Raw genomic sequence first — 23291 nt, forward strand, 5'->3', positions numbered from 1 at the left:
TAGGTCCTGTCAGGCGCTGGTAGGCGCGGCGCCTGATGCCACCGGAGCGGCAGGTTTTTGAGTGGCGAGATGTTGCTTGTTGATTTCAGCCATGACTTGATCACGCGGACCGTAAAGACTGATCCCACCACCGCTCATCACCATTAGACGGTCAACCTGAGAAAGAATGCTGGTACGGTGGGTAATGACGAAAACGGTTGAGCCAATAGCTTTCATTTGAGCGATTGCCTCCGCGAGCGCCTGCTCACCTGTTTCGTCAAGGTTAGAGTTCGGCTCGTCCAATATGATCAGCCGCGGCGAGCCATACAAAGCGCGAGCCAAGCCAACGCGTTGACGCTGGCCGCCCGAGAGATTTACACCGTCGCTGCCAATGACCGTATCGTAACCATCAGGCTGGAGCAGTATCATTTCATGCACGCCAGCAATGCGGGCTGCCTTGATGACTTCCTCCGGCTCGATTTTGGAGAAACGCGCGATGTTTTCGCTGATGCTGCCCTCAAACAACTCGATGTCCTGAGGCAAATACCCCACATATGGGCCCAACTGGCTTTTGTCCCAGTTGGCAATGTCAGCACCGTCGAGCCGAACTACGCCATGCTGCGGCTGCCAGATCCCCATGAGAGCTCGAGCTAGGGTGGATTTACCCGAAGCACTCGGACCCACAATTCCGACTACTTGACCTGCTGGGACAGAGAAACTCATGCCCTTGATAATCGGCGTTTTTCCACCCGGCGCAGTGATAAACAGGTTATCAACCAAAATATTGCCCAGCGGCGCGGGCAATGCCATGCGTTCAGGCTCGCTTTCCTGCTTGGCTAGCACCTCACTGAGCCGGGAGTATTGGGCACGCGCACCGATGAAACCCTTCCAGCTGCCAATAATTTGATCCAAAGGTGCGAGTGCGCGACCCAGCAGGACGGAACCGGCGATCACCAAGCCGGGATTGAGCTCGTGCTCAATCGCAAGAAATGCACCCAGTCCCAAGATCAGCGACTGCACCAGCATGCGGAAGGTTTTAGATACGTTGGTCATAGCGCCGCCTTTATCACTGGCGACGGACTGCAGGATTAGCACTTTTTTCTGACGCTGAGCCCAACGGTTTATTAGCGTGTCGAGCATACCCATGGACTCGATGACTTCGGCGTTACGCAGGTTCTTGCTGGTGTAGAGGCTGGCAGCAATATTTTCTTTGTTGGCGGCAGCCAGTGGCTTGCCGGTGAGGCGCTCGTTAACGAGCGCCAGAATCGTCAAGATGATCGCGCAGCCAATGGCCATCCAACCAAACCAAGGATGAAACATGAACATCACAGCGATGTAGATTGGCAGCCAGGGCGCGTCAAAAAAGGCAAAAAGCCCGGTGCCTGTCATGAACTGGCGCAGGCCGGTCAAGTCATTCATTGCCTGAGCAGAAGCATCCATCCCGCCACTTTCCAAGGCACGCTTAAAGCTCGCCCGATATAGATTTCGACTCAGCAGAATGTCCAGCTTGGTACTGACGCGCACCATAATGCGCGAACGTACCAGTTCAAGCGCGCCCATAGTCACCATCAAAGCCGTCATGATCAGAGTGAGCATCAGCAGCGTAGTCAAGCTACCGCTGGTTATGACTCGCCCATAAACCTGCAGCATGTAGAACGTAGGTACGAGCATGAGGGCGTTGACAAACAAACTAAAAATGCCAACCGATATGAAACTGCCTTTACAAGCTTTTAGCGCGGCCTGCAAGCTGTTTTCATGATTTTTTTGCATAGTTACCTAACTGCCACAGGTATGAAAAGCGCGAGAGTGTACCACTGGCTTTCCCTTGTTAAATGAAAAACCTGCTAAGAAAAGCCGCTTTGTGGACTCCACTGTGATATTGAACCTCTCGCCCCCAGATCCGACACAACCTTCCCGTTAAATCGATGCTACTACCGAGCAGCATGAATTCTTTCGGCGACCGAATCCCAAATGGTTTTTTGATGGCACTGCTCGTGGTGCTCGAAGACAATCGCCAGGTTGGGCAGCGCCGTCTCCCACTCATATGCGCTGCGGGATACGCTTGATCGATCACGACGGTCTTTGCCAGGCCATCGCTTTGTGGGCTGCGTACGGCCATAGGCTGCAAGCCGATCTAGCGAGCAGACATTCCACGCTACTCGGCAATTTAGGTAAAGCTTTTATCGCTCAGTCATGGCACTGGCGTGCTCGACGGATAAGCGCAAAAACGCCTCTCTAGGGATGGTCTGAAGTAGGCCGCTATTTTTCGACTGCTGAGCCATAGGTGCTTTCAAAAAACGGCAGCCGTTCAAAACCGATCACGTCTGCCGCCTATTCCATCCATTTTTTCCGCTGAACGCTCCTCGCAGCAGCTATTTCCCTCATTACGGACGCACCTCTCCTGCGCTGGAGAGCAAATATCGACGCGCCATCCAAAGGTTCGACAGGGCGAACAGCGTCACCATCTGAGCAGTGTTTTTCACCAAGCCTCGGAAACGCACTTTCGTATAACCAAACTGACGCTTGATCACTCGAAATGGATGCTCAACCTTGGCGCGAACCTGGGCCTTGGCTTTCTCGATCTTGCGCATCGCTTTGTACAGCGCGCTGCGTTTACCGTGTTTTTTGTAGGTACTGCGCCGGGCTGCAATCTGCCAGATGACGTGGCGTCCCGCATGCTCTTCGCGCTTCTCGACACCGGTATAGCCTGCATCGGCGCAGACCACGTTCTCAGCACCGTGTAGCAGTTTGTCGACTTGGGTTATGTCCGCGACGTTGGCCGCAGTGACCAATACGCTGTGCACCAGCCCTGACTCATCGTCGACACCAATGTGAGCTTTGGCACCGAAGTAATACTGGTTACCTTTCTTGGTTTGATGCATCTCAGGGTCGCGTTTGCCGTCCTTGTTCTTGGTCGAACTGGGCGCATGAATCAGCGTGGCATCGACGATGGTGCCTTGTCGCAGCGACAAGCCACGGTCGCCCAGATAGCCATTGATCACGCCGAGAATACCGGCGGCCAACTCGTGCTTTTCCAGCAGGCGACGGAAGTTGAGGATGGTAGTTTCATCTGGGATCCGCTCCAGGCTCAGACCGGAAAACTGGCGCAAGATCGTCGTCTCGTACAGCGATTCTTCCATCGCAGGATCGCTGTAACCGAACCAGCTCTGCATGAGATGAACCCGCAGCATCGCCATCAAAGGATAGGCCGGACGGCCCCCTTCGCCCTTCGGGTAATGAGGTTCGATCAGGGCAATCAAACCCTTCCAGGGTACGACCCGATCCATCTCGATCAGGAACAATTCCTTGCGGGTCTGCTTGCGCTTACCGGCGTACTCGGCATCGGCGAAGGTCATTTGCTTCATTGAAAAGCTCGGCGATTGGTGTCCGTGGATTTTGCCAAATCAGGAAGTCTTTTTCAGGATTTCCCTAGGCTCTCAAGCACCGCTCTCTGATGCCTCCGTCGCTGTAGCCTGCTGGACTGCCGACCCATCCGTCGCTCCTCGCCTACAGCAGCCCAGGGTAAAGGTCGGGCTTAACTTAGGATCGTTGTTACAAGGGACGCCAAACCATCTGAACACTAGCGTCAAGCGCTTTGTCTGGTGGCGATGCGGCCTCTATATTCCGCGGTTCGCCAAGCTCCTGTTCATGTCAAAACTAGAAGTCATGACTGCGCATGACGCGATAAACACGCTTCGTGTTGCTCGTTCGCAGCTGCTGGGCTGTCAGGGCCGCGACTATACAGGCCCCAACAGGGGCAGCCATAATGGCGCAACTCGCTGATCTGCTTGAGCGCATCGCTCAGTTCTGAAGAGAATGCTACCGCCTCACCAGTATCAACCGCCGACAGACCCCCATCTGACTTACAATACCTACAGGAACGGCTAGTTGGCGTTGTCCCTATGCGCTGAGCCACCACCTACACGCCCCCACCGGTTCAAGCCTCTGACGAACAATCGCCAGTCTCTGGCGATAGCCAGCGACGCCAGCGTTTCTGACCGATCAACCCGCCCCCTTTATCGTTGCAGCCAGTCATAAACATACCCGTTTTCAGATCCTTTACCTAAATCGGGTCGGTGTGCTGTATTTCATGAGGCTCATTCACAAAATTCTTTTCATAACAGTTGGCGATGCACCTAGCCGAGGTTACAGTTGCCGGGTGTCCTTCCTATTCCTAGCTGGGTGCGGCGCGCGCGCCTATAAAGGCGTTATGACCAAATCAGTCTGACTCATCCCCCAGCACTACCAATGAGCCCAAATGCGCGTTCTACATTTTTTCAAGACTTACTATCCGGACACCACGGGCGGGATCGAACAGGTGGTGTACCAGCTTTGCCAAGGCAGTCGTGCTTTTGGCGTGGAGAGCCAAGTTCTCACGCTAAGCGCAACGCCCTTACCACCACGCATCCAGATCTCCGACCATACAGTTACTCGCGCCAACGAAAGCTTCAACCTAGCGTCGACGGGCTTTTCAGCGCAAGTATTTTCAACATTCAAGGCTATGGCTGCCGAGACGGATCTTATACATTTTCATTTCCCCTGGCCTTGGATGGATGTCGTACATTTTGCTACCCGCCATCGCAAACCTACAGTACTCAGCTATCACTCAGACGTTATTAAGCAGCGCTCGCTGCTGAAGCTTTATGCGCCACTCATGAAGAAAATGTTGGGCAGTATGGACCGAATCCTGGTTGCATCACCCAACTATCAACGCACGAGCGAGGCGCTCCGGCCATATGCCGACAAGACACTGGTGGTACCTTACGGGCTAGATCGGGCAGCTTATCCGCAGGTGTCAGAGCAACGCACAATGCACTGGCGAAAGCAGTTGCCCGAGAAGTTTTTCTTGTTCGTAGGAGTGTTACGTTACTACAAGGGGTTGGACAGTTTGCTAACTGCCCTCGAAGGCGTGGACTACCCCTTGGTGATTATCGGCACCGGGCCAGAAGAGCAAGCTCTCAAGGCGCAATCAGAGCGTTTAGGCCTGCGCAATATTCACTTTCTGGGCAGATTGGACGATGATGACAAGGCCTGCCTGCTGCAATTATGCTACGCACTGACGTTTCCTTCCCACTTGCGATCTGAAGCTTTTGGTATTTCGCTGCTCGAAGCAGCAATGTATGGTAAGCCGTTGATTTCTTGTGAAATAGGTACCGGCACCACATACGTTAATATCCACGAACAAACAGGACTGGCCGTGCCGCCCTCCTCGCCGCTGGCATTGCGTGAAGCACTAACAAGATTATGGAACAATACTGATCAGGCTCAGGCCTTCGGCACCCAGGCCAAGATTCGATTCGAAAAGCTATTCACAGCCGACCAAATGTGTGCAAGCACTGTGCGCATATACCGCGATCTTCTAATGCGTTGAAACAGCCAAGGTCAAGGATCGCCAATATAGAGTGTTAGCTCTTCCTACGGCCACAATCTCTTCTATTCGAGGTATTCTTTGTTTAGTCACTTAGTGTTTGATCAGCCACTCACTGATTTTGCAATCCTACCGTCACAGCTTATGAATGCAGGCCTAAGACTTAACCATTGCCATCAAAGGAATGGCTGAGCAGACCGAGTCGTTTCCATTACTTGACCTATCTAGAGATAGTTTAAGCTTGCACTCAGCAAAGCGCGCCAAAAAAATCGATTGGGAGCGATGAAAAATCCTACTCGTATGGGTCATAAGTTAAGGGATCCGCAAATAGTGTTTTTGGTATGATATTAATAGGCCGTTTAAAAACTAAGCCCTAACTGCCCCAACCGGATCAAGCTGTACACCGAAAAGCCCAGCAGCAGCTTCGCGCTGAGCTTTCCGCGGCCGATCAGCTTCGGTCTTGCGCGGACCGCCTACGGTCTTTAACCAGCCAAAGCCTTTCTCGATACGCTTACGTATTTCATGCTGACACCATAGCCCGGATGACGTGTCGTGCGGCCAACGATTACTCTCTTGATGGTCTTTCTCGAGATATCCGCCGTTACCCTCAAATCACGCGTCATCTGGACAAAAATTTCTGGTCGTAGCTCTTGTCCGCACCCGCGGTGCTACCAGGTTTGGCCGTGCGTTCAAACATCTGCAAAGCAGCCCCACTACAACACGCCCATTAAACTCGGCGCATTCCACATCCACGATCAGCCCATTACGAGTTTTCCATCAGCGTGTGGGCCATATGAGCCAAGCGACTGCCATCAGACAGGCTTTTGCGGGCAAGTCGGGCCTGGGAAATCTGTGGTCTATTGATGAGCCTTGGTGCCGCATTTCTTACCCTTGAAATCGAGGTAGTTATTGCTGGTGCCCCCTCTGGCGCCTCATCATCCGGCCTCCCGCCATCGTCCTTTTGACTAAGGGTTTATGCGAAGCCCAGGCATCGATCAGCGTGCCATCCAGATTGAAATGCTCATCACTGGCGTGCTGCGACCCCTGAGCCAGCGACTTGATGTGCTGAAGAACAAACGCGCAATATTCTGGTTAAAAAGGCGGTCACGGTTCTGGCAGAAGGTCGAGTCATCCCACACTCGCTCGTCCATCGACAGGCCGAAGAACCAGCGAAAGAGCAGATTAGAATCGAGTTGTAACCAGTTGGCGCTCGGAGCGCACGGTGTAAATTACCTGCAGCAATCAGGCCCGCAGCGGGTGATCCTTGGGGATGCACTGTTCCAGCGTCGTGTAGCTGAACAGGTAGTTTTGCTTGAGGTCGGGTCCATGCATCGGCTGGGTCTGCCGCTGACATTGAAGAAAATGTCGGGTAGTTTGCCAAAACCCAATTCGGCCTGGCCTTTTTCAAAAAGGCCTGCTAATGCCACAAATTTGCCACACTCACCCCGCTAACCACGGCGAAAACCAGCTAACCTCCGCTACCACAACCCATTGATTCCCCGGCTAATCCCCGCTAACGTATTGATTCTAAACGTCGACTTTTAGGACTCCGAAGGCAGGGGTCGTGGGTTCGAATCCCGCCGGGTGCACCACATACTAGTTTCTGGCTGTATCAGACAGTCTATGAAACCCCAACGAAGCCCGCCCTGTGCGGGCTTTGTTGTTTCTGGCTTTTAATCGTCGCTCTTAAGAAGATCGACCGGTGTGATCCACTGCGAAGCGCAAAGGCGCCAACGGCGGCAAGGAACACGCGCATTATCGTCTCAGCGGTCTTTGCAGGCCCGGTGCCGAACCTGCTCGGGTATTAGCCGGGAGGTTTTCTCCATTTACGGGGACGGCTCCGAGGGCAAGACCACACAGCTGCAGCACAAACTCTTTCTATGACAGGCCATATCTGGTGGGCCCACCGCGCTCGGCTGGCGAAAAGACGTGGGCGCAGCGCATGGCGGATGCCAATAGGTAGCTGAAAGCGTGCATGGAAGTGCGCATGCTCGTCGTGCTGGCGGATGCGAGCAAAGGCCTCGGTATGTTCGATGTGTTGAAGGGTTTTTGAGGATGCTGCTGCCCTCTCCGATGCGCTCAAGGCCCGTGTAGCCAAATACCACGCCCCCCCCTCACCGCCTTTCTGCATGCACTGTGCGCGCCTGGCGAAATGCTCAGGTGGTCGGTGATCGTTCGCCGCACGGTAGAACAGTTCATCAGCCAAAACCTGCCCGCTTCGGCCACTGGACAAGCCCAGCGCGCCGCCCTTCGCTTCGGCCTCGCGGCAGCGGCCGGAGAATTGGCGACTGCCTTCGGAGTGACCGATTGGCCCGACGGCACGGCCACGACCGCCGCAAGGGTGTGCCTGCATGCATGGCTGGCAGAGCGCGGCGGCGGCGGTAACTTCGAGGGTGATGCGATCTTGGCTCGACTGCGCCAGGTCATCGAGCGGTTTGGAGAAAGCCGCTTTACCCGCTGGGAGTCCGCCGCCGCCAAGATCGATGAGCACGGCCCACGCACGATTGATCGGCTGGGCTTTCGCAAGACGATGGAACACGGCATGGGCGACGCCCTGCACACCACCAACACCTACTACGTGCTGCCTGAAGCCTGGAGGGCCGAGATCTTCAAGGGCATGAATATCAGTGCGGTGAACAAGGAGTTGCTGCAACGCGGCGTGCTTGAGCCGGGAAGCGACGGCAAGGCGTACAGCTTAATTCGCTTGCCCGGGTTAGGACCTCAACGCTGCTACGTGGTGAAGACCGTTCCAGGAACGGATGAAGGCGAGGCCAGGGCCGCCTGACGGCATGCCTGCTGATCGAGGTAGCGCCGGCTCATTCCCGGCCTCGCCAGCCGTTCGACAACCATCCCTATTAACTGCAGTACCCAGAGACAATACAGATGAACACTATCCAAGAATTGAAAGACCACCGCGACCAACTGACCCTCGAAGTGGAGAGCATTCAGGGTGACCTGGCTCCCTTCGAAGAGGCGCTGGAAAGCCCGGAGGTTATCCAGCAGAGCCGTCAACGAGCCGTGCAGGATGAAATCAACGATCACAAAAGACGCATCGACTCGCGAAATCTGGAGATCAGCAACCTGAATCAAAAGATTCTTCGCCTTGAGAGATTGGCAAACCGTGAGAACTTGGCTGCGGGATATCTCAGCGATATGGCGAACTGGAAAGCCGACGAAATGGAACTCAACGAAAAGCGCAGCAGCATCGAGACCCGGTTGCAGCAGGTCCGCCAGAGCGATCAGGAAGACATGGCAAAAGCTCGACAAGCTGAAACGGACGCGGCCACCGCTTATGCACAGGCTGTCGCCTGGGGCGATGTAGAGGGCGAAAAAGCGGCTAACGCAGAAGCTCAAAAGGCAGCAAAAAACCTCACGGCTGCGGTTGAGCATCACCGCCGCCAACAACTGCTTATCACCGCACTGGAGCAAGAACTGTTGACGATTGATATGCACATCACGGAGGCACAAAACGAATACGCCAAGATTGAGCAAAATGCAGCACATTTGGCAAACACGGTGCTGGAAGAAAAGTGGAACGAAGCCGCGAAAGCGTTACTGGATGTAGGCGGAAAATTGTGGGCGGCTCGAAGCCTAATTGACAGAGATCCGACAGCATTGATGAAACTGGATATTCCAGAGCTGGGTGAAAACTTCGGGAGCTGGACGTGTAGAGAACTTATAAGCCGGTCGTCTCAACACAGCCTAGCAGACTTGCTGGGCGCCCAATAAAAAACCTATCTCGGCACCGTCGCGAAACTAGACGGTGCCGAACACCAAAAATTTCCCAATATGGGAGACGAGGCGACAATCCAAAAATATAACCTCAATCAATTTACAATGCGAAACTATAGTTTACGCAATATTTTTCCGTCACCCGCAGGAAAAGAGCGCATCGTATATGGAGTATCACCTAACGCGCCAATAAGCACATCTTCATCCTCTGAAGTTGCAAGTATGATTTGTCCACGCATAGCACACGCTGCGGCAGACTCTTTAAGTAGCTCAGTGAAGCTTACTTTTTTAGCCTCTTGCTGCCTGGGCTCGTCAAATATCAAAACCTGAGGATGGTTAGTCTCATAATCTTCAGACAACTTGAAAAGACCAATTAGATAACTCCAAATTATCCGAATACCATCGCTGGCAGAGGTATCAAACCCTAAGTCAAATCCCTCGCGAGTGGGCAGATAAGTCTCTTCTGATATCTGTATTAAATCTGGTTTAAAGCTTGAAAATCCAAAATTTTTCAATAATTTTACTACATGACCGCGCAGTTCAAATAGCTTTTCAGAGTCGAGCACAGATAGAATATTTTGCGGCAACTTTCTTCGTGACTCTATAAGTCTTTTATATTCCTTCACATGCTTATCCAATTCTAGCCTAGCTTGAAGAATAGCCAGTATTCCATCAGAGTAGGACCGAATTAAATTTTCTAAATTAATCTTTTTACGCAAATTTTCTTCCATGAGCACGCCATCTGGCGAAATCACCGTCTTTTGAAGCCTGATCATCTCTTCAAATAAAGAGGATATTTCGACATTTAATTTACCCAACTCAGTTTCTTTAAGTCGCTTTTCTGTTTGAAGTCCGGCTCGAATGCTCTCGACCAACTTACTCTGTTCTTTTATATAATTCAAACTCTCATCAAGAGACATTATAGAAGAGGAGTCTTCAAGATTGACTAGATTATCTGATATTCCCTGCGAGCAGGTTGGGCAAGTTGCACCTCCTAACGAGGAGTCTTTTACAATATCAAGTTTACCAATTTTTTTGAGGTCTTCGTATTTCCGCTGGTCCTCCTTGAGCCTAGTAACGCGAACTGTTGCAGACTGTATCTGCTGAGCAGAATAACTAATATCTTCCTCAATAGAGTTAGCACTATATGTGAGCGCCCTAGCTTTAGTTTTGCGCGACTCAATCTCCTCTACAACCTTAAGATCGTTGACCTGCTCATTGTTCTTCTCCTGCATTTCTTTCAAAAATATATCAAGCGCTGCTTCTGTTTCGCTTTTCAGGAATTGTATTGATCTCCACTGATCCTTACTTTTTACTGCGATGTCTATCTTGTAAGGATCAAAACTAACCTCCGGCGTATCTGGAATTCCTGTTACTTCCCCAGAAATTCTCGCTGCGGCAAGAGATAAGTTTTTCTTACATATTTTCCAAGAGTAAGAAACATCATCAATTGATGTCTTTATGAAATGTTTCTTTTTCACAATTGAATTAGTTTCGAGAGCCAATAAAAACTCTATGGAGCGGCGCTTTGCTTCTTTTATTTTAAAAAACAGGGGTGTTGTTGCCTGAATTGAACTCCAACCCTTTTTTTGCTCTACAAACCACGTAGGGAAAAAAACTGCCGGGTATAGTGGTGCTTCTCGGCCTTCAATTGTTGGTACAGTTGGCAGCTCCCAACCAATGAACCGACTTAGCCAATAGTAAAATCCAAGTGTCCTAGTAGTATCGCCTTCTCTGTGTAAAAATAATTTTTGAGGAGTTTCTGTCGAAAAATTATCTATACCTGTTGAATAAACCTGGATAAAACTTTCATCCGAAGCACCCAAAATTTGTCGCTTTATCGTGGCCACTTTATCTTGACCATTACCTATTTCCAAAAGAACTAAAGACGATATAACAGGCATTTCTATACCATTTTCATCCTCTATTTCTTTCGTCAAAGAGGGAGGAAACGGAAGTTTTACATCTGCAAGACCTAAAGCCTTCTCCATACCTAATGCATATGCGATGGCGTTCATACACGTCGACTTACCGTGAGTATTTTCAACTCTTAGAATGAACAGCCCTCTCTCAAAGGGTATATCAACCCCATAATCACCAACAGCAGTCTTCGCTATGATTTTAAGTCTTCTAATCTCTAGCATATGCTTAATTCGCCTTGAATATACGCTCAACAGCTGCTTCTGATAGATACTTCTTAGCAGCTTTTAGGATCTCTTTCTCTTTACCCATTATCTCAGGGTCGGAAAAAATTTGTGAAAACAACTCCTCACCAGTTGCTGTGAGAGATATTTTCCCTGCAGACTTACATATATAGCCAGAGGCAGCAGTCAAATCGATTGCTCTATCCACTGTAGGATCCAATCGAATATGCGGAGCAAAAAGGGTTTGCGACTTAGACCAATCTAACAGCTCTTCAAGATGCTCTGAAGATTTAGTCAACCAATTGGCCGTATGAATCTTTTTCAAAGAACAACGATTTTCTCGACCTGTTATTCCCATAATCAGAATGACAAGCGAACATTTCCACAACGGCCTTGTTTCACAAGGAGTAAATGTTTTTCTTTGATTAAAAGAAAACGGGCTATTTAGAAGCTCTTCTAAGTTCATCAGAAATCCAGTGGACAGCGAATAAGCCAATCAGAAACAACTCCCCACTTTATCAACTCAATATCTGTACGCTTCAAGGTACTGACCTCTCTCGCAAGATCATCCTCAAGCTTTTGGAGTTCTTCTTTTATAACATCATTAGGAAGAAGATCGGGGGACGTAAGATATCTGGACTCTAGATAGCTTTGGCGATTCTGAACAGATCGCACGACAACCTCATATATATCAGCCCAGTCTTGTAGCAGTCTTGATAGTAGATTCTGATAATCCAGGTACTTATGAACTAGAGAGCTCTTTGTTTGCTGCCGCCTTTCTTCGTCTCCAATTATCTTTGGAAGTTTTCTGTCTAGGTTATCAAGAAAAGTAAGATTGTTATCAATCCACCCTTCAACACTTTGAGTAGTATTTCTTTCGAAATCTATATTTAACTGATAAATCTGCTTGTGTAGATGTGCAGCCTCAATCTTGTAATCATCTTCAGTATGTATAAGTATTTCAAAGTCACTAGCAACAAAGTTTAGCCCTTGATCTCGAACCTCCAAGGATTTTTGAGCACAAAAGCTAGTTACGTCTGCAGACTTATGCGCAGATGTTGCTAGTATCCAGCGGCATACTTTCGTAGAGCCGAACAGTGCCTCTAGCTTCGTTTTATTAGTTGAGAGCTTTTTTATATCACGATTTATTTTTGCCTTTTGGGCTGCCACTAGCTTAGCAACGTCTGATGTTTGCTCTGGGAGATAGCACTGAAAGGCGTGTCCAAGAAGAGTATAGCACTCAATACCATAGTCCCCGCCCTGCCCGTCGGGGACATCACGATAGTTAGCGGGCAAATAATGAAGCTTAATAATATCTTTAAAATAGCGCTCAAATGCTTTTGGATCAGTATGCTTATTATTAATCATTCTTGCCCCCCCAAAACAACCCAATAGCAATCTAAAATATTTTTACCAACATTATATCTCTATTTTACAAAAGCACGTTCAATCGCGCTGACTACGACTATATAGCTCAGCGACCCATGGCGAGTGATGATTCTCCCTGTATACAAGACATAGTTCCTTTCGAGGCCGAGTTACTCCGACATAAAATAGCCGCCGCGCTTCTCGTAGGCTTCGCGCACTTTGCTTATCGCGCGCACTAGGAATATCCGTATCGTTAATGCCAAATAGTATCACCGCATCAAACTCTCGTCCTTTAGCGCTATGCAGTGTGCTCAGCGTAATCCGACCCGTTCCTTCTAGTCGACCACAGAATACATTCAGATCAATATCTTTGCTTTCTGCTGGATTAGTCCGCATTAACAGTTCAAAACAAACGTCCCATTCCTGATGAGAGTTTCGAGCAACTGCTTTCCACGGCTTAATCAGGTCGTTGTTCAGCCTAGCCAGCCAAGTGTTAGCAGTTTCCCCACCATCAATACTGCTGCGTAGAAAAGCTATCAACTGTAAGGAAAGGGCCTGTTCTTCCGCTGCGCTATAGCGTCCGCCATATACAATACGAAGCGCCTGCCGAAGCAGTCGCGAGTATGCAGGATCCGCTTTAGCCCAGCCCCCAGTTACCCAACTAGCACAATCCTCTAGGAAACGAGCCAGAGGGGAATTACGCTTAATAAGGGCATTACTATCAGTACGTACAAATGCTAAATCGCAATCCCCCAGTGCTTCCGCGACTTTGTCACCTAACCAGGCAGCACGATATAGTATGGCAATCTGATCAAAAGTAATCCCACTATTATATAAGGCCGGTACAATGACAGCTGCAATATACTGGGCCTGCGCAGAGTGATCCCCTTTTACAGCATAAAAGTTGAGATTTCCGTCGGGTGCGCCATCTATACCGCGATAGTCACGCTCCTCCCCGAGCGCGCCGAGGGATGCACGAATAATTTTTGAACCTGACCGGTAATTAAATCGCAAACGAATCGTTCTGACGTCGGCTCTTTGGGTCAAGCTTTGAAGCAGTTCAGGATTTGCACCAGTGAACCCGTAAATTGATTGATCACCATCCCCTACAGCGAACAATCTGATGCCGCCTTCGAAACAAAGTAGAAGAACTAATTCATGAAGCGCATGGCCTAGATCCTGATACTCATCAACAAAAAGCACAGGAAATCGTGCCCGTAGAGCGTCCCGAATCCATTGATGATCTTTTATAACCCTGAAAGCAATGAGAGGCATATCATCAAAGTCTATCAAGCCTCCCCCGCGCAGTACGGCTTCATATGCTTCAATAAAGTTGGCGAGTTCTGGGTTTACCCCCCGCCAACACGGAAGGCTCCGATCAACATCCCGTCTTCGCTTTTCCTCAGCGAAGCGCCAGCGAACGTGAGGGTCGTCTTCGTCGTTAAATACCATTTTATGGGCAACCTCGACTGCTGCTCGAGTTTGCTGATAAGTTGCGACACCAAAATTTTGGGGCAGAAGCCCATCGATACAACGTGCGTAAGGAGAGATAACCTGTGTCAGAGCAAAGCTATGGACCGTGCCAATAAAGTTACGGTCAGCGCTCCTAATCCCGAATTTTGCAAGACGCGTTTCTAGCTCTGCCGCGCACTCGTTGTTATAGGTAATACAAGCGACGCCACGAGGGTCTATGACATCATCCATCAACGCTCGTGCCATAGCTGTCGTCAGCGTTTTGGTCTTACCGCTGCCTGGACCGGCCAAAACAACACAATGTCCTAGCTCACGAGCCGCATCCCATTGCTCCTGGTTGCGTGCTAGCTCTGTCAGCGCTCTCGTCAGCGCGAGATGATTAGACACGGGACGCCACATATTCAATAGCAGAAGCGATGTAGGCTGGAGGCTTGAACCCAGGCAACCTCTTCTTCAGTTTCGCGCTAAGACGGCCTTTGCCAATGTCCGCGATCATTGCCAGGAGCTGACCGGCGTCAACGGGAGTACCTGTGCGCCAAGCCTTGATTCGAGCCGTACGAACAGAGCCAAAGCCTTGCTCATCAAGAATATCAAGTAGCGCATCAAGTAGAGGGGCCGTCTGAGCAATGGCGACCTCAAAGGTCTGATCATTCAGAAAAATGCCGCACGTCTCCCAAACTGGACTGAAAGCCTGGACATCTAAGTTCTCCCACTGTGCACGCTCTGCGGGTGTTAGAGATGCTCCACCCTGCGTCATACGGTGCGCATCGAAGATTCCAAATGTTCGCTCTATGCCGAGCGGCGGCTTTGTACCATCCAACGGATCCCAATCCGTTACCACCGCGTAGGGCAGCCCTAAACTAGCGACGAGCTTAACGTACGGAGTGAAATTGGTACCCGCAACGTTGCAAAGCGTAATTCCCAATTGGTCCAGGTTTCGTCCCAAGGAGTCCGCAAAGCCAGGCAGCAGAGCTTCCTCTGCGTCTCCCTCGACAAAAATCACTCCTCTCGAAAAAAGCAGCTCTGAACGCGTTGAGGTTAGATAGCGTTCAATATCGTCTATTTCCTCAGGTGTAACAGGAAGCTCGGCAAGCGAAAAGGCCTTAGTCGAGCCGTCTACACCTCTCAAGTTCACGATCGAACGCAATGGAGCAACTGCGGCAAGAGTTGGTGAATGACTGGTAACGATTAACGCTTGGGCAGGGTCGCCATGTTGAAAAAGCTTATTGAATACAGCTCGTTGAAGCTGAGGATGAAGGTGAGCTTCGGGCTCCTCTATACAGAGCAACGAGTAATTACGCTCGTTCTTCGCCCGCCTCCATGCAAACTCAGCGAGTTTCAACGTTATGAGCGCGACGTTTGCCGAGCCAAGACTTGCCTCCGCAATGCTCCGCTTCCCTTCATCGATAAACAATCCTATCGAACGAAACAGTCTCAATGGGTCCGTAGGTGCAAAACGCAGTCTTGCACCAAGCTCGTGTGAGCTGCCCGCGAGGCTGAGGATGCCGGAGCGAAGAAGCGCCTCAAGTGCCTTTACCGATGGGAAATTTTCCATCTTCTTATTTGCGACCTCAAGGTCAGCCGCCACGCCATCCAGCTCGGCTCTACCGATTGAAGCAACGGCATCTTCGAGCAATGGGCGGAGAGGAGAGTTGCGCCACGATGCAAGCTGGCCCTCCGCATCACGCAACGCATCAAGCATATCCAACGCTATCCGGCGGCGTACACGGCTGGATACAGCCCGGTCTTCATCTCCGCCACCATAGACAATGAACTCACAATCCTCGCCAGTTTTGACAGCACCAACTACTTCTGACTTTTTGCGAAACACATAACTTAACCGTGCTACCGATGGATTCTCTGCCACTCGAAAATCCGTCAGTAACGCTATGAGGGCATTGTCACCATCAAAATCAGAGAAATCGAGATGTACTTCAATTTGCGGGTTCTGGGAAAAGTCACATCCATCCCAAAAATCTGAAAGCTTTAACTGACGCGCAGAGTCGGGAAGGGTTGGGTCGAGGATTAATCGAATGGCGAAGAGCAAATTACTCTTACCAACCCTGTTTTCACCCAGCAGCACTACGTTGCCCGCAAGCGGGATATCAATTTTCGAAAAATTACGGAAGTTATTAATGGTCAGCTTAGCTAGGCGCATGTAGTTCCCTCTCTCATGCGATTTCTGTTCCTGCATCTACGGGAATTGGACCCAGTAGCGAAGGACGGAATCATTGCCGCAACGGTAGTCCATATGCAACAGAGAAGCGAGTGGCAGGAGGCCACTAAAAAAAAATCCGAAAATCATCAAAGAGATAGACACAAATTTCGATCCAAAACGGCAACCTGCGTTCTGACCCTATCAGCCTAGGTTGGCGGTGGCTGCTCATTTTAGCGAGCGTATTAGCGAGCCCGGTACCGCCATGGATGTAACATTCATGCATTTTGTAACACGGGTAATTTACAAATACGCCGTCTGATGTAACAAGGATAAATATATATAAATCAATAGGTTAGAGTCTTAGCAACACACGTAACACACGTAACACACGTAACATCGTTTGGAATCGGGATCCCCCTAGGCCCCTTTGTAAAACGCCCTTCAGCGGCCCACCCATGGTTGTGTCCCTTTCCACTCAAGCGGAGCAAGATCGCTAAGTTGTTCTGCCACGTCAGAGCGGCATGCAAAGTCTTCGGGGCGTCATCATGATACTGATGCACGCGTCTAGCATGTCGGTCTTGGCGGCAGGAAGCATCTAATAGGGCGCCGATGGCACCATTGGTTTGCGCGAACGCTGGGCCTGTACGAACGGCGTTCCGCCAATCGGTTGGGCGTGTGCGATGTGACGGCCTAGTGTGATGGTCAGGCATGACGTGCTGGAGGCCACGGAATACGTGACCTGTAGCGGCGCGCGTCAATAGGGTGCGCCGAAAGTCGCCGGGGACCCTGGCGGCTTTCGAGGGACAGGGGCATAGAACCCGCGCGTTCGTGTTAGCGGCTGGATGTTTTAAGTTGGTTGACAGGTTGACGTGGTTGACACCCATCACCATGGTTGACGCCATGCAGGTGTTCACTATCAGCAACAGATACAGCCACCTTTACCGATGCTGTAACGATGGCCCTTTTTCTTCAACATCCTTTCAATTTCAACGATTGAAATTTCAGTAACTTCCCACGCCTCCCACTAACTCGATCCCGCGGGTTTCATGCCCCGTACCAGAGCTAAAACCTCAGGGTCCCCGGCGACTTCTAGCATCCCAGAACCGCTTTAGTTATCGTCGCAGCCCTCCATAGGTTCAAGGATGAGAGACATGTTCTGGAAACGCGATAGAACGGTTCGGGTAGAACTCACCACCCCGATCAACATAGTGCAGCCGCTAGCGGGACCATCTCCCCTCGACAAGGTCAGCACCATGCCTATCCAGGCGAAAAGGATCGATGCCGATCTGGTGTTTAAATTCGGGACGCTCCTAATCGTGGTGTCGCAGGCAATTCTGATCGTCTGGGGTTACCTAGAGCTTGCGGCGTACTACGAGCAATTTGGTATAGGAACGAGCGAGCTTGAGCTTGGCACTCCTACGCTGCTGGTGTACGGCTACAGCTACACGTTCTCCGAGCTCATGGGCACTGTAGATAAGGTCCCAGTGCTCGGTGCGTATATCCCAGGGGCTGTATTTATTTGCATGGGTGCGGCGGTCACATTTCTCTTCTTTGCGATGCACGACGCCAGATCATTTGGGGGCATGGTCCAGAGAAGCGTGCTAGTAGGGCTGGTGCTGATGATGATATTCATCGCTCCGACGGCAGCCGTTCGGAACGGAATCGAACGAGCAGGAAAAAATTACGAGGTAGAAACCGGGGTGCAGGCAAGCTACGGACTCTCAAGAGAGCACACCATTGTCACAGATCAGAAAGAGACGCTTACCGGTCGGCTGATCGTGGCCGATACAAAATCGACCTACCTCCAAATCAAAGATACCGTCTACAAAATCGACAATGCCTCAAACCGCGTGGTGAGAAAAACGTTGCTCAAGCCTGAACTTAAAACACCTTCTAAAAAGTCTAATGGGGATGCTGGTCCGAGCGCCCCTAAACCCGCCTAGAAAACGGCCTCTTGTATGCCTATGTGTATGCCTAACCAATTCGCACCCAGCAAGACCCAGTATCCACGGCACTTTCCCTACCCAGTTCAAACGACGCCGGGCCACCACATACATGAAAAAGCCCCAGCGCCGAAAGCGCTGGGGCTTTTTTGTGGGTGTTGATTCAGTGCTTCTGCAACGCCTCCAATCGCGCCGGTAGGTCTTCCTCGGGGAAACGCTCATGCAGCGCCAGCAGCTGCTCGTCCGCCGCCCTGCTTTCTCCCGCCGCGCGCAACCGCACGATTTCACGCAAGCCCTGCTCCAACGATGGCAGCGCCACCGGCGCACGCTTGCTCAGTTGTTTGGCGGCCGGGGCATCTGCCAAAGAGCCGGCGATTTCAGCTTGGGGCGGTGGGGCGACGGCCAATCGGGCCATGGGGGCAGGTGCAGGCGCCGAGAACGCTGGTGGCGCCGGGCGTGCAGTGTCCTGTTGAAGCCCGGAAAAGGTCGCGGTGGATATCTCGGGCTGCGGCACCGGCGAGCGCATCACCACGCCGATCATCAGCGCGAGGCCTGCGACGGTAGCGAATGCCATCTGCCAGCGCGGGCGTTGGCAGGCTTGCAGCCAGCGTTGCCACAGGTTTGGCTGCGGCGCCGGCGCTTCGCGGCGGGCGGTGGCGAGGATGAAGGCGTCGAGGGACGCAGGCGGTTCGCCCGTGGTGTGTTGACGAAAATGCTGGATCAGCTCGTCGTCAGGCATTTGTCGTGAGTCGGTCATGCGGGTATCTCCTCGGCCAGCAGGCGGCGCAGTTTCTGCTGGGCGTAACGCAGGCGGCTTTTTACGGTTTCCAGCGGGGCGCCGGTGAGGGCGGCGATTTGCGGCACCTCAAGGTCGCCGTGCAGGCGCAGCAGGAAGACTTCGCGCTGGTCTTCGGGCAACGCCTGCAGCGCGGCGTCGAGGCGCGCCTGGTCGCGGCTCAGGCTCAGTTGCTGCTCGGGCCCGGCGCTGTCGTCGGGCTGGGCATGCAGTTGCTCGTCGTAGCTGTCGTGCAGGGGGTTGTGAATCCCGTGCTTGCGCCAGTAATCGATCAGTCGATTGCGGGCAATCTGGAACAGCCACGTACGAAAACTCGCCCTCCCCTGTGGCTGCGTGTTGCTGCGGATCAGGCTGAGCCAGGTCTCCTGGTAGATTTCCTCGGCCAGTTCGGCCTTGTTGCTCAGGGACACCAAAAACCGATACAGGCCTTGGCGGTGCCGCGCGTACAAGGCTTCGAACGCGGCACCATCGCCGGTTCGGTAGCGGGCCAGCAGCGATTCGTCGCTGGGCAGGTCGTTTGGAGCGGGCATATCGATGGCTAACTCCCTTTATTCAATGTTTGGCCGGGGCTTTGAGGCTCTGGGCCAATTCCACCAGTTGTACAAACTCGTTACGCAACCCGAACGGGTCATCCCCGCGCGCCGAGCGGGCCAGTGCGGCGGTGTCCGGCAAACTCATGCTGCCAGTGTAGCGGCCATCGCCCTTGAGCTGTTGGGCGAAGGCCGCCACGGCCGCCGAGAAGCGCAGGTCGTCGCTGGCCGCAGTGGACGCGTTGACGATCGGGCGTTCGATCAGCCGGCTGTCACCGCCTGCCGCCGGCTTGTAGCGCACCCGCAGCAGCGCCAGCTCGCCGGTGTTGTGCGCCACCTCAGGCGCTGACGTGTAGCGCAGCGGCTCCAACCAGCCTTTCTCACCCTTCGGCACAATTTCATACAGCGCGGTGACGGTATGCCCTGCACCGATTTCGCCGGCGTCAACCTTGTCGTTGTTGAAATCCTCACGCTTGAGCGCACGGTTTTCATAGCCCAGCAGGCGATACTCGCTGACGCGCGCCGGGTTGAATTCGACCTGCAGCTTCACATCCCGCGCCACCACCGCCAGGGTCGAGCTGAGTTGCTCGACCAGCACCTTGCGCGCTTCGCGCAGGGTGTCGATGTAGGCGTAGTTGCCGTCGCCGGCATCGGCCAACTGTTCCATCAGGTGTTCGTTATAGTTATCCACGCCAAAGCCGAGGGTGGTGAGGGAGACGCCACTTTTGCGCTGGTCTGCGGCCATTTGCTTGAGGCTGTCGAAGTCGCTGACGCCGACGTTGAAATCACCGTCGGTGGCCAACAGAATGCGATTGATGCCCTTGTCGATAAACCCTTCGCGGGCCATCTGGTAAGCCAGTTCGATGCCGGACGCACCCGCCGTGGCACCGCCGGCAGTGAGTTGGTCGATGGCGTTGCGGATCTTGGCCTTGTCTCGCCCGGAGGTGGGCTTGAGCACTACGCGGGACTCACCGGCATAGACCACCAGCGACACCCGGTCCTGGTCGCGCAACTGATCCACCAGCAACTTCAGGGTGCTTTTGACCAGGGGCAGACCCTCGCGGCGGTCCATGGAGCCGGACACATCCACCAGGAACACCAGGTTGGCCGGGGCCAGGTCCGCCACGGCGCGGTCGGAGGCCTTGATGCCGATGCGCAGCAATTGGGTGTGCGGGTTCCACGGCGTGGTGGCGACTTCAGTGGTGACACCAAAGGGCGAGCCATCGGTAGGCAACGCGTAGTTGTAGGGGAAGTAGTTGACCATTTCCTCCAGTCGCACAGCGCCTTCGGGCGGCAGGCTGCCTTGGTTGAGGAAACGTCTTACGTTGGCATAGCTGCCTGTGTCGACATCGACGCTGAAGGTGGACACCGGCGTTTCGGCCACGCGGTGCACGGGGTTATCCGGCAAGTTCTGGTATTGCTCGCGGGGCTCACTGCGGTAGGCCATCGCTGCCGAATCCTGCATCACCAGGCGCGTGGTCATGGGGGCGGGCAACGGTATGCGCTGGCTCACGGCGCCCTGCACGGCGGTACTTTTCAACTCGGCGACCGGCGCAACGTTGGCCGGCTTGGCCACATCATGCGAGGCAGACAGCCCGCAGCCAGCCAGCGCCACCAACAAGGTCACGGCAAAGCCCTGGGCAGCAGGACGCAGGAAGAGCGGGGAGTAGGACATGGGTCTGAACCTCGTGAATGAATGATCCGTTCACAAGGTCAGACGCAAGCTTCAGGTGGTTCGGGTTAAGCCGTGTCTACTCAATCGACCCGCACCTCAATGGCACGGGCGATCGGCTGCCAATGTCGACTCCATCGCCATCGGGATGCCCTGGTTCGGTGCCAGCAACTCGTAGACAAAGAAGGGGCAGCGCACACCCATCTTGCCCTCGGTATCCGAGCCATACACCATGCCGACGTAAGCCTCGTACTGGCGGCCCTTTTCAAAGGTGTACACCCGCGAAAGCGCCGGGCACTTGCTGTAGGTGCTGCCGTAGCTGCCCACCGCCAACTCCTCGCGCACCATCAGAAACGGCTTACCCGCCGGCACCTGGTATTCGGCCACGATCTCGGTGTACATCCCTTCGGCCATGCTGGTCACACCGAGGTATTCGGCCATCTTCGGCAGCACGCGCGGGGGCATGCCCAACTTTGGCGGCACCAAGGGTGATTGCGGGTAATTGACGCTTGGCTTGACCACGTCATAAAAACGCCCGGCCTTGGCCAAGCCTTGCTCATTGCCGACGCAGCCGGTGTACGCGCCGCCCCGCACTTCGCCATTGGTGATCACACGCAACTTGGCCGTGTCGGTACCGGCGGGCGGTGCAACATAGGGCACCCAGGGTTGGTGGTTGCAGGCAGACAACAGCAACAGCGTGCTGCACAGGGCGAGAGGTTTCAGGTCCATTGAGCGGGTTTCCATGCAACGAATGCGAGGGGAATGTCAGGTAACGGGCGCGACTTTACTCCTGTGCCCCGCCGCTCGCAAAGCCGCCCGAAGGCCTTTTGGCGAAATAAAAAATGGAGGCTCAAGTTATCCCCGGATGGGTCGAGACACTGACTTGGTTCGTTCACTTATAGGGATATTGCGTGCTTAAACTTCTCCTCCGGGCCGCGGCCGTGATCGCGACGCTGTCGATGACCGGCTGCGTCTCCTACACCGTCACCGGCCCTATCGGCGCCCCGCTCCACCCGGCAGCGGCCAGCAGCCCGCGCAGCGCGCAAATCGCCGATGTGGCGGTAAGTGACGCCGACGTCAACGAGGCCAACAAGACGGCGATCAGCCGCTCCCTGACGGCCCAGCTCAACCAGTACGTGCGCACGGCGGGTTACTTCAAGCAAGTCACCGAGTACCCCGTGCGCCTCGAAGAAAACGACGTCGTGCTCAAGTTCAACATGACCTCCCTCAAGGGCCATCGCAGCCCGCACCCGGCCTACGTGCCCGGCGCGCTGCTGACGCTGACGATCTGGATCTGGGTCAACGGCCCGATCTATGTCGACAGCTTCGACGTCGCCGGCGACCTGGTGATCGTCGACCGCAACGGCAAGGAATTGGCTGCGGCCAAGGAATCGATCAAGTTCGAGCACAACGTCGGCCTCTACAGCGGCGAGTATTGGGCACCGTCCATGGGCGCCCAGCAATTGAGCAAACTGGTCGCGCAACTGCTCGACACGGCCACCGCCAAACTGGCCAAGCCATAACTTCAAGGAGCACTGCATGAAAGGATTGATCAAACACTGCCTGGTACTCGCTGCCGTCCTGTTGACGGGCTGCGTGTCGTACTCGCAACACGAACTGCCAGCCGTGCAGACCTGGCCGCCGACCGCCAATGCGCCGGAGCAAAAACCTACGGTGTACGTGCGCACCACCGCGCAGAACCACGTCAACGGCGGCCCGGGCAATGCGGCGGCGGGTGCACCGGCGGCGCTGTGGGAAAAGACTGTGGCGGATACGTTTCGCCAGTCCAACCGCTTCGCGCGGGTGAGCACCGACAAGGTCGACTCGGACATCTATGTGGATGCCACGCTGCACAACAATGAAGAATACAGCCCGGTGTCGGCGTTCATTACCGGCTTCACGTTCTGTGTCATCCCGACCACCGCGAAGAACATCTTCACCCTTGAAACGGTGTTCAAGGACAAGGATGGCAAGGAACTGGGTCGGGTCAAGAAGAGTGAATCGGTGCGCACCTGGGTGCATCTGGTGCTGATCGTGGGCCTGCCGTTCCAGAGCGATACACGCGAAGTGGTCGACGCATTGACGCGCAGCACGCTCGAGGAGGCGGTGCAGCGCAAGTTGCTGTAAC

The 23291-nt window shown here is 53.3% G+C and carries 16 protein-coding genes and 2 pseudogenes; 6 read left to right on the forward strand and 12 right to left on the reverse strand.

Annotation, left to right across the window (positions count from 1 at the left end; translation table 11 throughout):
- Positions 1–9: 9 nt before the first annotated feature.
- A complete protein-coding gene (locus QMX97_RS08675) occupies positions 10–1749 on the reverse strand; it encodes a type I secretion system permease/ATPase (protein ID WP_282396725.1) in 1740 nt (579 codons plus the stop codon).
- A 614-nt stretch (positions 1750–2363) separates the two neighbouring features.
- Positions 2364–3344: an IS5 family transposase gene (locus QMX97_RS08680; RefSeq protein ID WP_282396726.1), complete on the reverse strand. Its 981-nt coding sequence runs from the start codon at positions 3342–3344 to the stop codon at positions 2364–2366.
- Positions 3345–4237: 893 nt separating this feature from the next.
- Here QMX97_RS08680 and QMX97_RS08685 point away from each other — a divergent pair.
- Complete coding sequence (locus QMX97_RS08685) at positions 4238–5350, forward strand: glycosyltransferase family 4 protein (protein ID WP_282396727.1); 1113 nt, start codon at positions 4238–4240, stop codon at positions 5348–5350.
- 356 nt (positions 5351–5706) lie between these two features.
- Here QMX97_RS08685 and QMX97_RS08690 read toward each other — a convergent pair.
- Positions 5707–6679, reverse strand: a pseudogene (locus tag QMX97_RS08690) (IS5 family transposase).
- A 580-nt stretch (positions 6680–7259) separates the two neighbouring features.
- Between QMX97_RS08690 and QMX97_RS08695 the strand changes: the two are divergent.
- Positions 7260–8132 (forward strand): annotated as a pseudogene (locus tag QMX97_RS08695) (DNA/RNA helicase, superfamily II protein); the annotation flags it as partial.
- Between the two features lie 98 nt (positions 8133–8230).
- Positions 8231–9076 (forward strand): chromosome segregation protein SMC, encoded by an 846-nt coding sequence (locus QMX97_RS08700; RefSeq protein WP_282396728.1) that lies wholly within the window; start codon positions 8231–8233, stop codon positions 9074–9076.
- Between the two features lie 116 nt (positions 9077–9192).
- Here the strand turns inward: QMX97_RS08700 and QMX97_RS08705 are convergent, their stop codons facing one another.
- The 5 genes from QMX97_RS08705 to QMX97_RS08725 form a co-directional block, all read right to left on the reverse strand.
- On the reverse strand, positions 9193–11223 hold the full coding sequence (locus QMX97_RS08705; RefSeq protein WP_282396729.1) for a hypothetical protein: 2031 nt from the start codon (positions 11221–11223) through the stop codon (positions 9193–9195).
- A gap of 4 nt (positions 11224–11227) precedes the next feature.
- Entirely contained in the window at positions 11228–11689 is a 462-nt protein-coding gene (locus QMX97_RS08710; protein WP_164558471.1) for a hypothetical protein, read from the reverse strand.
- Positions 11689–12591, reverse strand: coding sequence for a hypothetical protein (locus tag QMX97_RS08715; RefSeq protein WP_282396730.1), 903 nt, complete (start codon positions 12589–12591; stop codon positions 11689–11691). Before QMX97_RS08715 ends, QMX97_RS08710 begins: the two co-directional genes overlap by 1 nt.
- A 78-nt stretch (positions 12592–12669) precedes the next feature.
- Positions 12670–14451 (reverse strand): ATP-dependent helicase, encoded by a 1782-nt coding sequence (locus QMX97_RS08720; protein WP_282396731.1) that lies wholly within the window; start codon positions 14449–14451, stop codon positions 12670–12672.
- On the reverse strand, positions 14444–16222 hold the full coding sequence (locus tag QMX97_RS08725; protein ID WP_282396732.1) for an AAA family ATPase: 1779 nt from the start codon (positions 16220–16222) through the stop codon (positions 14444–14446). The genes QMX97_RS08720 and QMX97_RS08725 overlap by 8 nt, the downstream gene beginning before the upstream one ends.
- Positions 16223–17373: 1151 nt before the next feature.
- Between QMX97_RS08725 and QMX97_RS08730 the strand changes: the two genes are divergently transcribed.
- On the forward strand, positions 17374–18165 hold the full coding sequence (locus QMX97_RS08730; protein ID WP_282396733.1) for a hypothetical protein: 792 nt from the start codon (positions 17374–17376) through the stop codon (positions 18163–18165).
- A gap of 163 nt (positions 18166–18328) precedes the next feature.
- Here the strand turns inward: QMX97_RS08730 and QMX97_RS08735 are convergent, their stop codons facing one another.
- From QMX97_RS08735 to QMX97_RS08750, 4 genes are all read right to left on the reverse strand, one after another.
- A complete protein-coding gene (locus tag QMX97_RS08735; RefSeq protein ID WP_282396734.1) occupies positions 18329–18922 on the reverse strand; it encodes a hypothetical protein in 594 nt (197 codons plus the stop codon).
- Entirely contained in the window at positions 18919–19491 is a 573-nt protein-coding gene (locus tag QMX97_RS08740) for an RNA polymerase sigma factor (RefSeq protein ID WP_065899535.1), read from the reverse strand. Before QMX97_RS08740 ends, QMX97_RS08735 begins: the two co-directional genes overlap by 4 nt.
- A 22-nt stretch (positions 19492–19513) precedes the next feature.
- A complete protein-coding gene (locus QMX97_RS08745; protein ID WP_282396735.1) occupies positions 19514–21166 on the reverse strand; it encodes a VWA domain-containing protein in 1653 nt (550 codons plus the stop codon).
- A gap of 96 nt (positions 21167–21262) precedes the next feature.
- Positions 21263–21892 (reverse strand): amidase, encoded by a 630-nt coding sequence (locus tag QMX97_RS08750; protein ID WP_282396736.1) that lies wholly within the window; start codon positions 21890–21892, stop codon positions 21263–21265.
- A gap of 182 nt (positions 21893–22074) precedes the next feature.
- Here QMX97_RS08750 and QMX97_RS08755 point away from each other — a divergent pair, with 182 nt between their 5' ends.
- Both QMX97_RS08755 and QMX97_RS08760 read left to right on the forward strand, forming a co-directional pair.
- Positions 22075–22686, forward strand: coding sequence for a hypothetical protein (locus QMX97_RS08755; RefSeq protein ID WP_106805488.1), 612 nt, complete (start codon positions 22075–22077; stop codon positions 22684–22686).
- A 16-nt stretch (positions 22687–22702) separates the two neighbouring features.
- Positions 22703–23290, forward strand: a complete 588-nt coding sequence (locus tag QMX97_RS08760; protein WP_282396737.1) for a hypothetical protein — start codon at positions 22703–22705, stop codon at positions 23288–23290.
- Position 23291: the final 1 nt, after the last annotated feature.

It is taken from the genome of Pseudomonas sp. PS01298, assembly GCF_029959745.1.
Lineage (GTDB): Bacteria > Pseudomonadota > Gammaproteobacteria > Pseudomonadales > Pseudomonadaceae > Aquipseudomonas > Aquipseudomonas aylmerensis.

Bases quoted from the DNA above. Each gene is read 5' to 3' on its own strand.
- QMX97_RS08675 (WP_282396725.1), bottom strand. From the start codon at position 1,749: ATGCAAAAAAATCATGAAAACAGCTTGCAGGCCGCGCTAAAAGCTTGT.
- QMX97_RS08760 (WP_282396737.1), top strand. From the start codon at position 22,703: ATGAAAGGATTGATCAAACACTGCCTGGTACTCGCTGCCGTCCTGTTG.
- QMX97_RS08715 (WP_282396730.1), bottom strand. From the start codon at position 12,591: ATGATTAATAATAAGCATACTGATCCAAAAGCATTTGAGCGCTATTTT.
- QMX97_RS08750 (WP_282396736.1), bottom strand. From the start codon at position 21,892: ATGGACCTGAAACCTCTCGCCCTGTGCAGCACGCTGTTGCTGTTGTCT.
- QMX97_RS08680 (WP_282396726.1), bottom strand. From the start codon at position 3,344: ATGAAGCAAATGACCTTCGCCGATGCCGAGTACGCCGGTAAGCGCAAG.
- QMX97_RS08735 (WP_282396734.1), bottom strand. From the start codon at position 18,922: ATGACCGACTCACGACAAATGCCTGACGACGAGCTGATCCAGCATTTT.
- QMX97_RS08700 (WP_282396728.1), top strand. From the start codon at position 8,231: ATGAACACTATCCAAGAATTGAAAGACCACCGCGACCAACTGACCCTC.
- QMX97_RS08725 (WP_282396732.1), bottom strand. From the start codon at position 16,222: ATGCGCCTAGCTAAGCTGACCATTAATAACTTCCGTAATTTTTCGAAA.
- QMX97_RS08710 (WP_164558471.1), bottom strand. From the start codon at position 11,689: ATGAACTTAGAAGAGCTTCTAAATAGCCCGTTTTCTTTTAATCAAAGA.
- QMX97_RS08705 (WP_282396729.1), bottom strand. From the start codon at position 11,223: ATGCTAGAGATTAGAAGACTTAAAATCATAGCGAAGACTGCTGTTGGT.
- QMX97_RS08730 (WP_282396733.1), top strand. From the start codon at position 17,374: ATGTTCTGGAAACGCGATAGAACGGTTCGGGTAGAACTCACCACCCCG.
- QMX97_RS08740 (WP_065899535.1), bottom strand. From the start codon at position 19,491: ATGCCCGCTCCAAACGACCTGCCCAGCGACGAATCGCTGCTGGCCCGC.
- QMX97_RS08685 (WP_282396727.1), top strand. From the start codon at position 4,238: ATGCGCGTTCTACATTTTTTCAAGACTTACTATCCGGACACCACGGGC.
- QMX97_RS08745 (WP_282396735.1), bottom strand. From the start codon at position 21,166: ATGTCCTACTCCCCGCTCTTCCTGCGTCCTGCTGCCCAGGGCTTTGCC.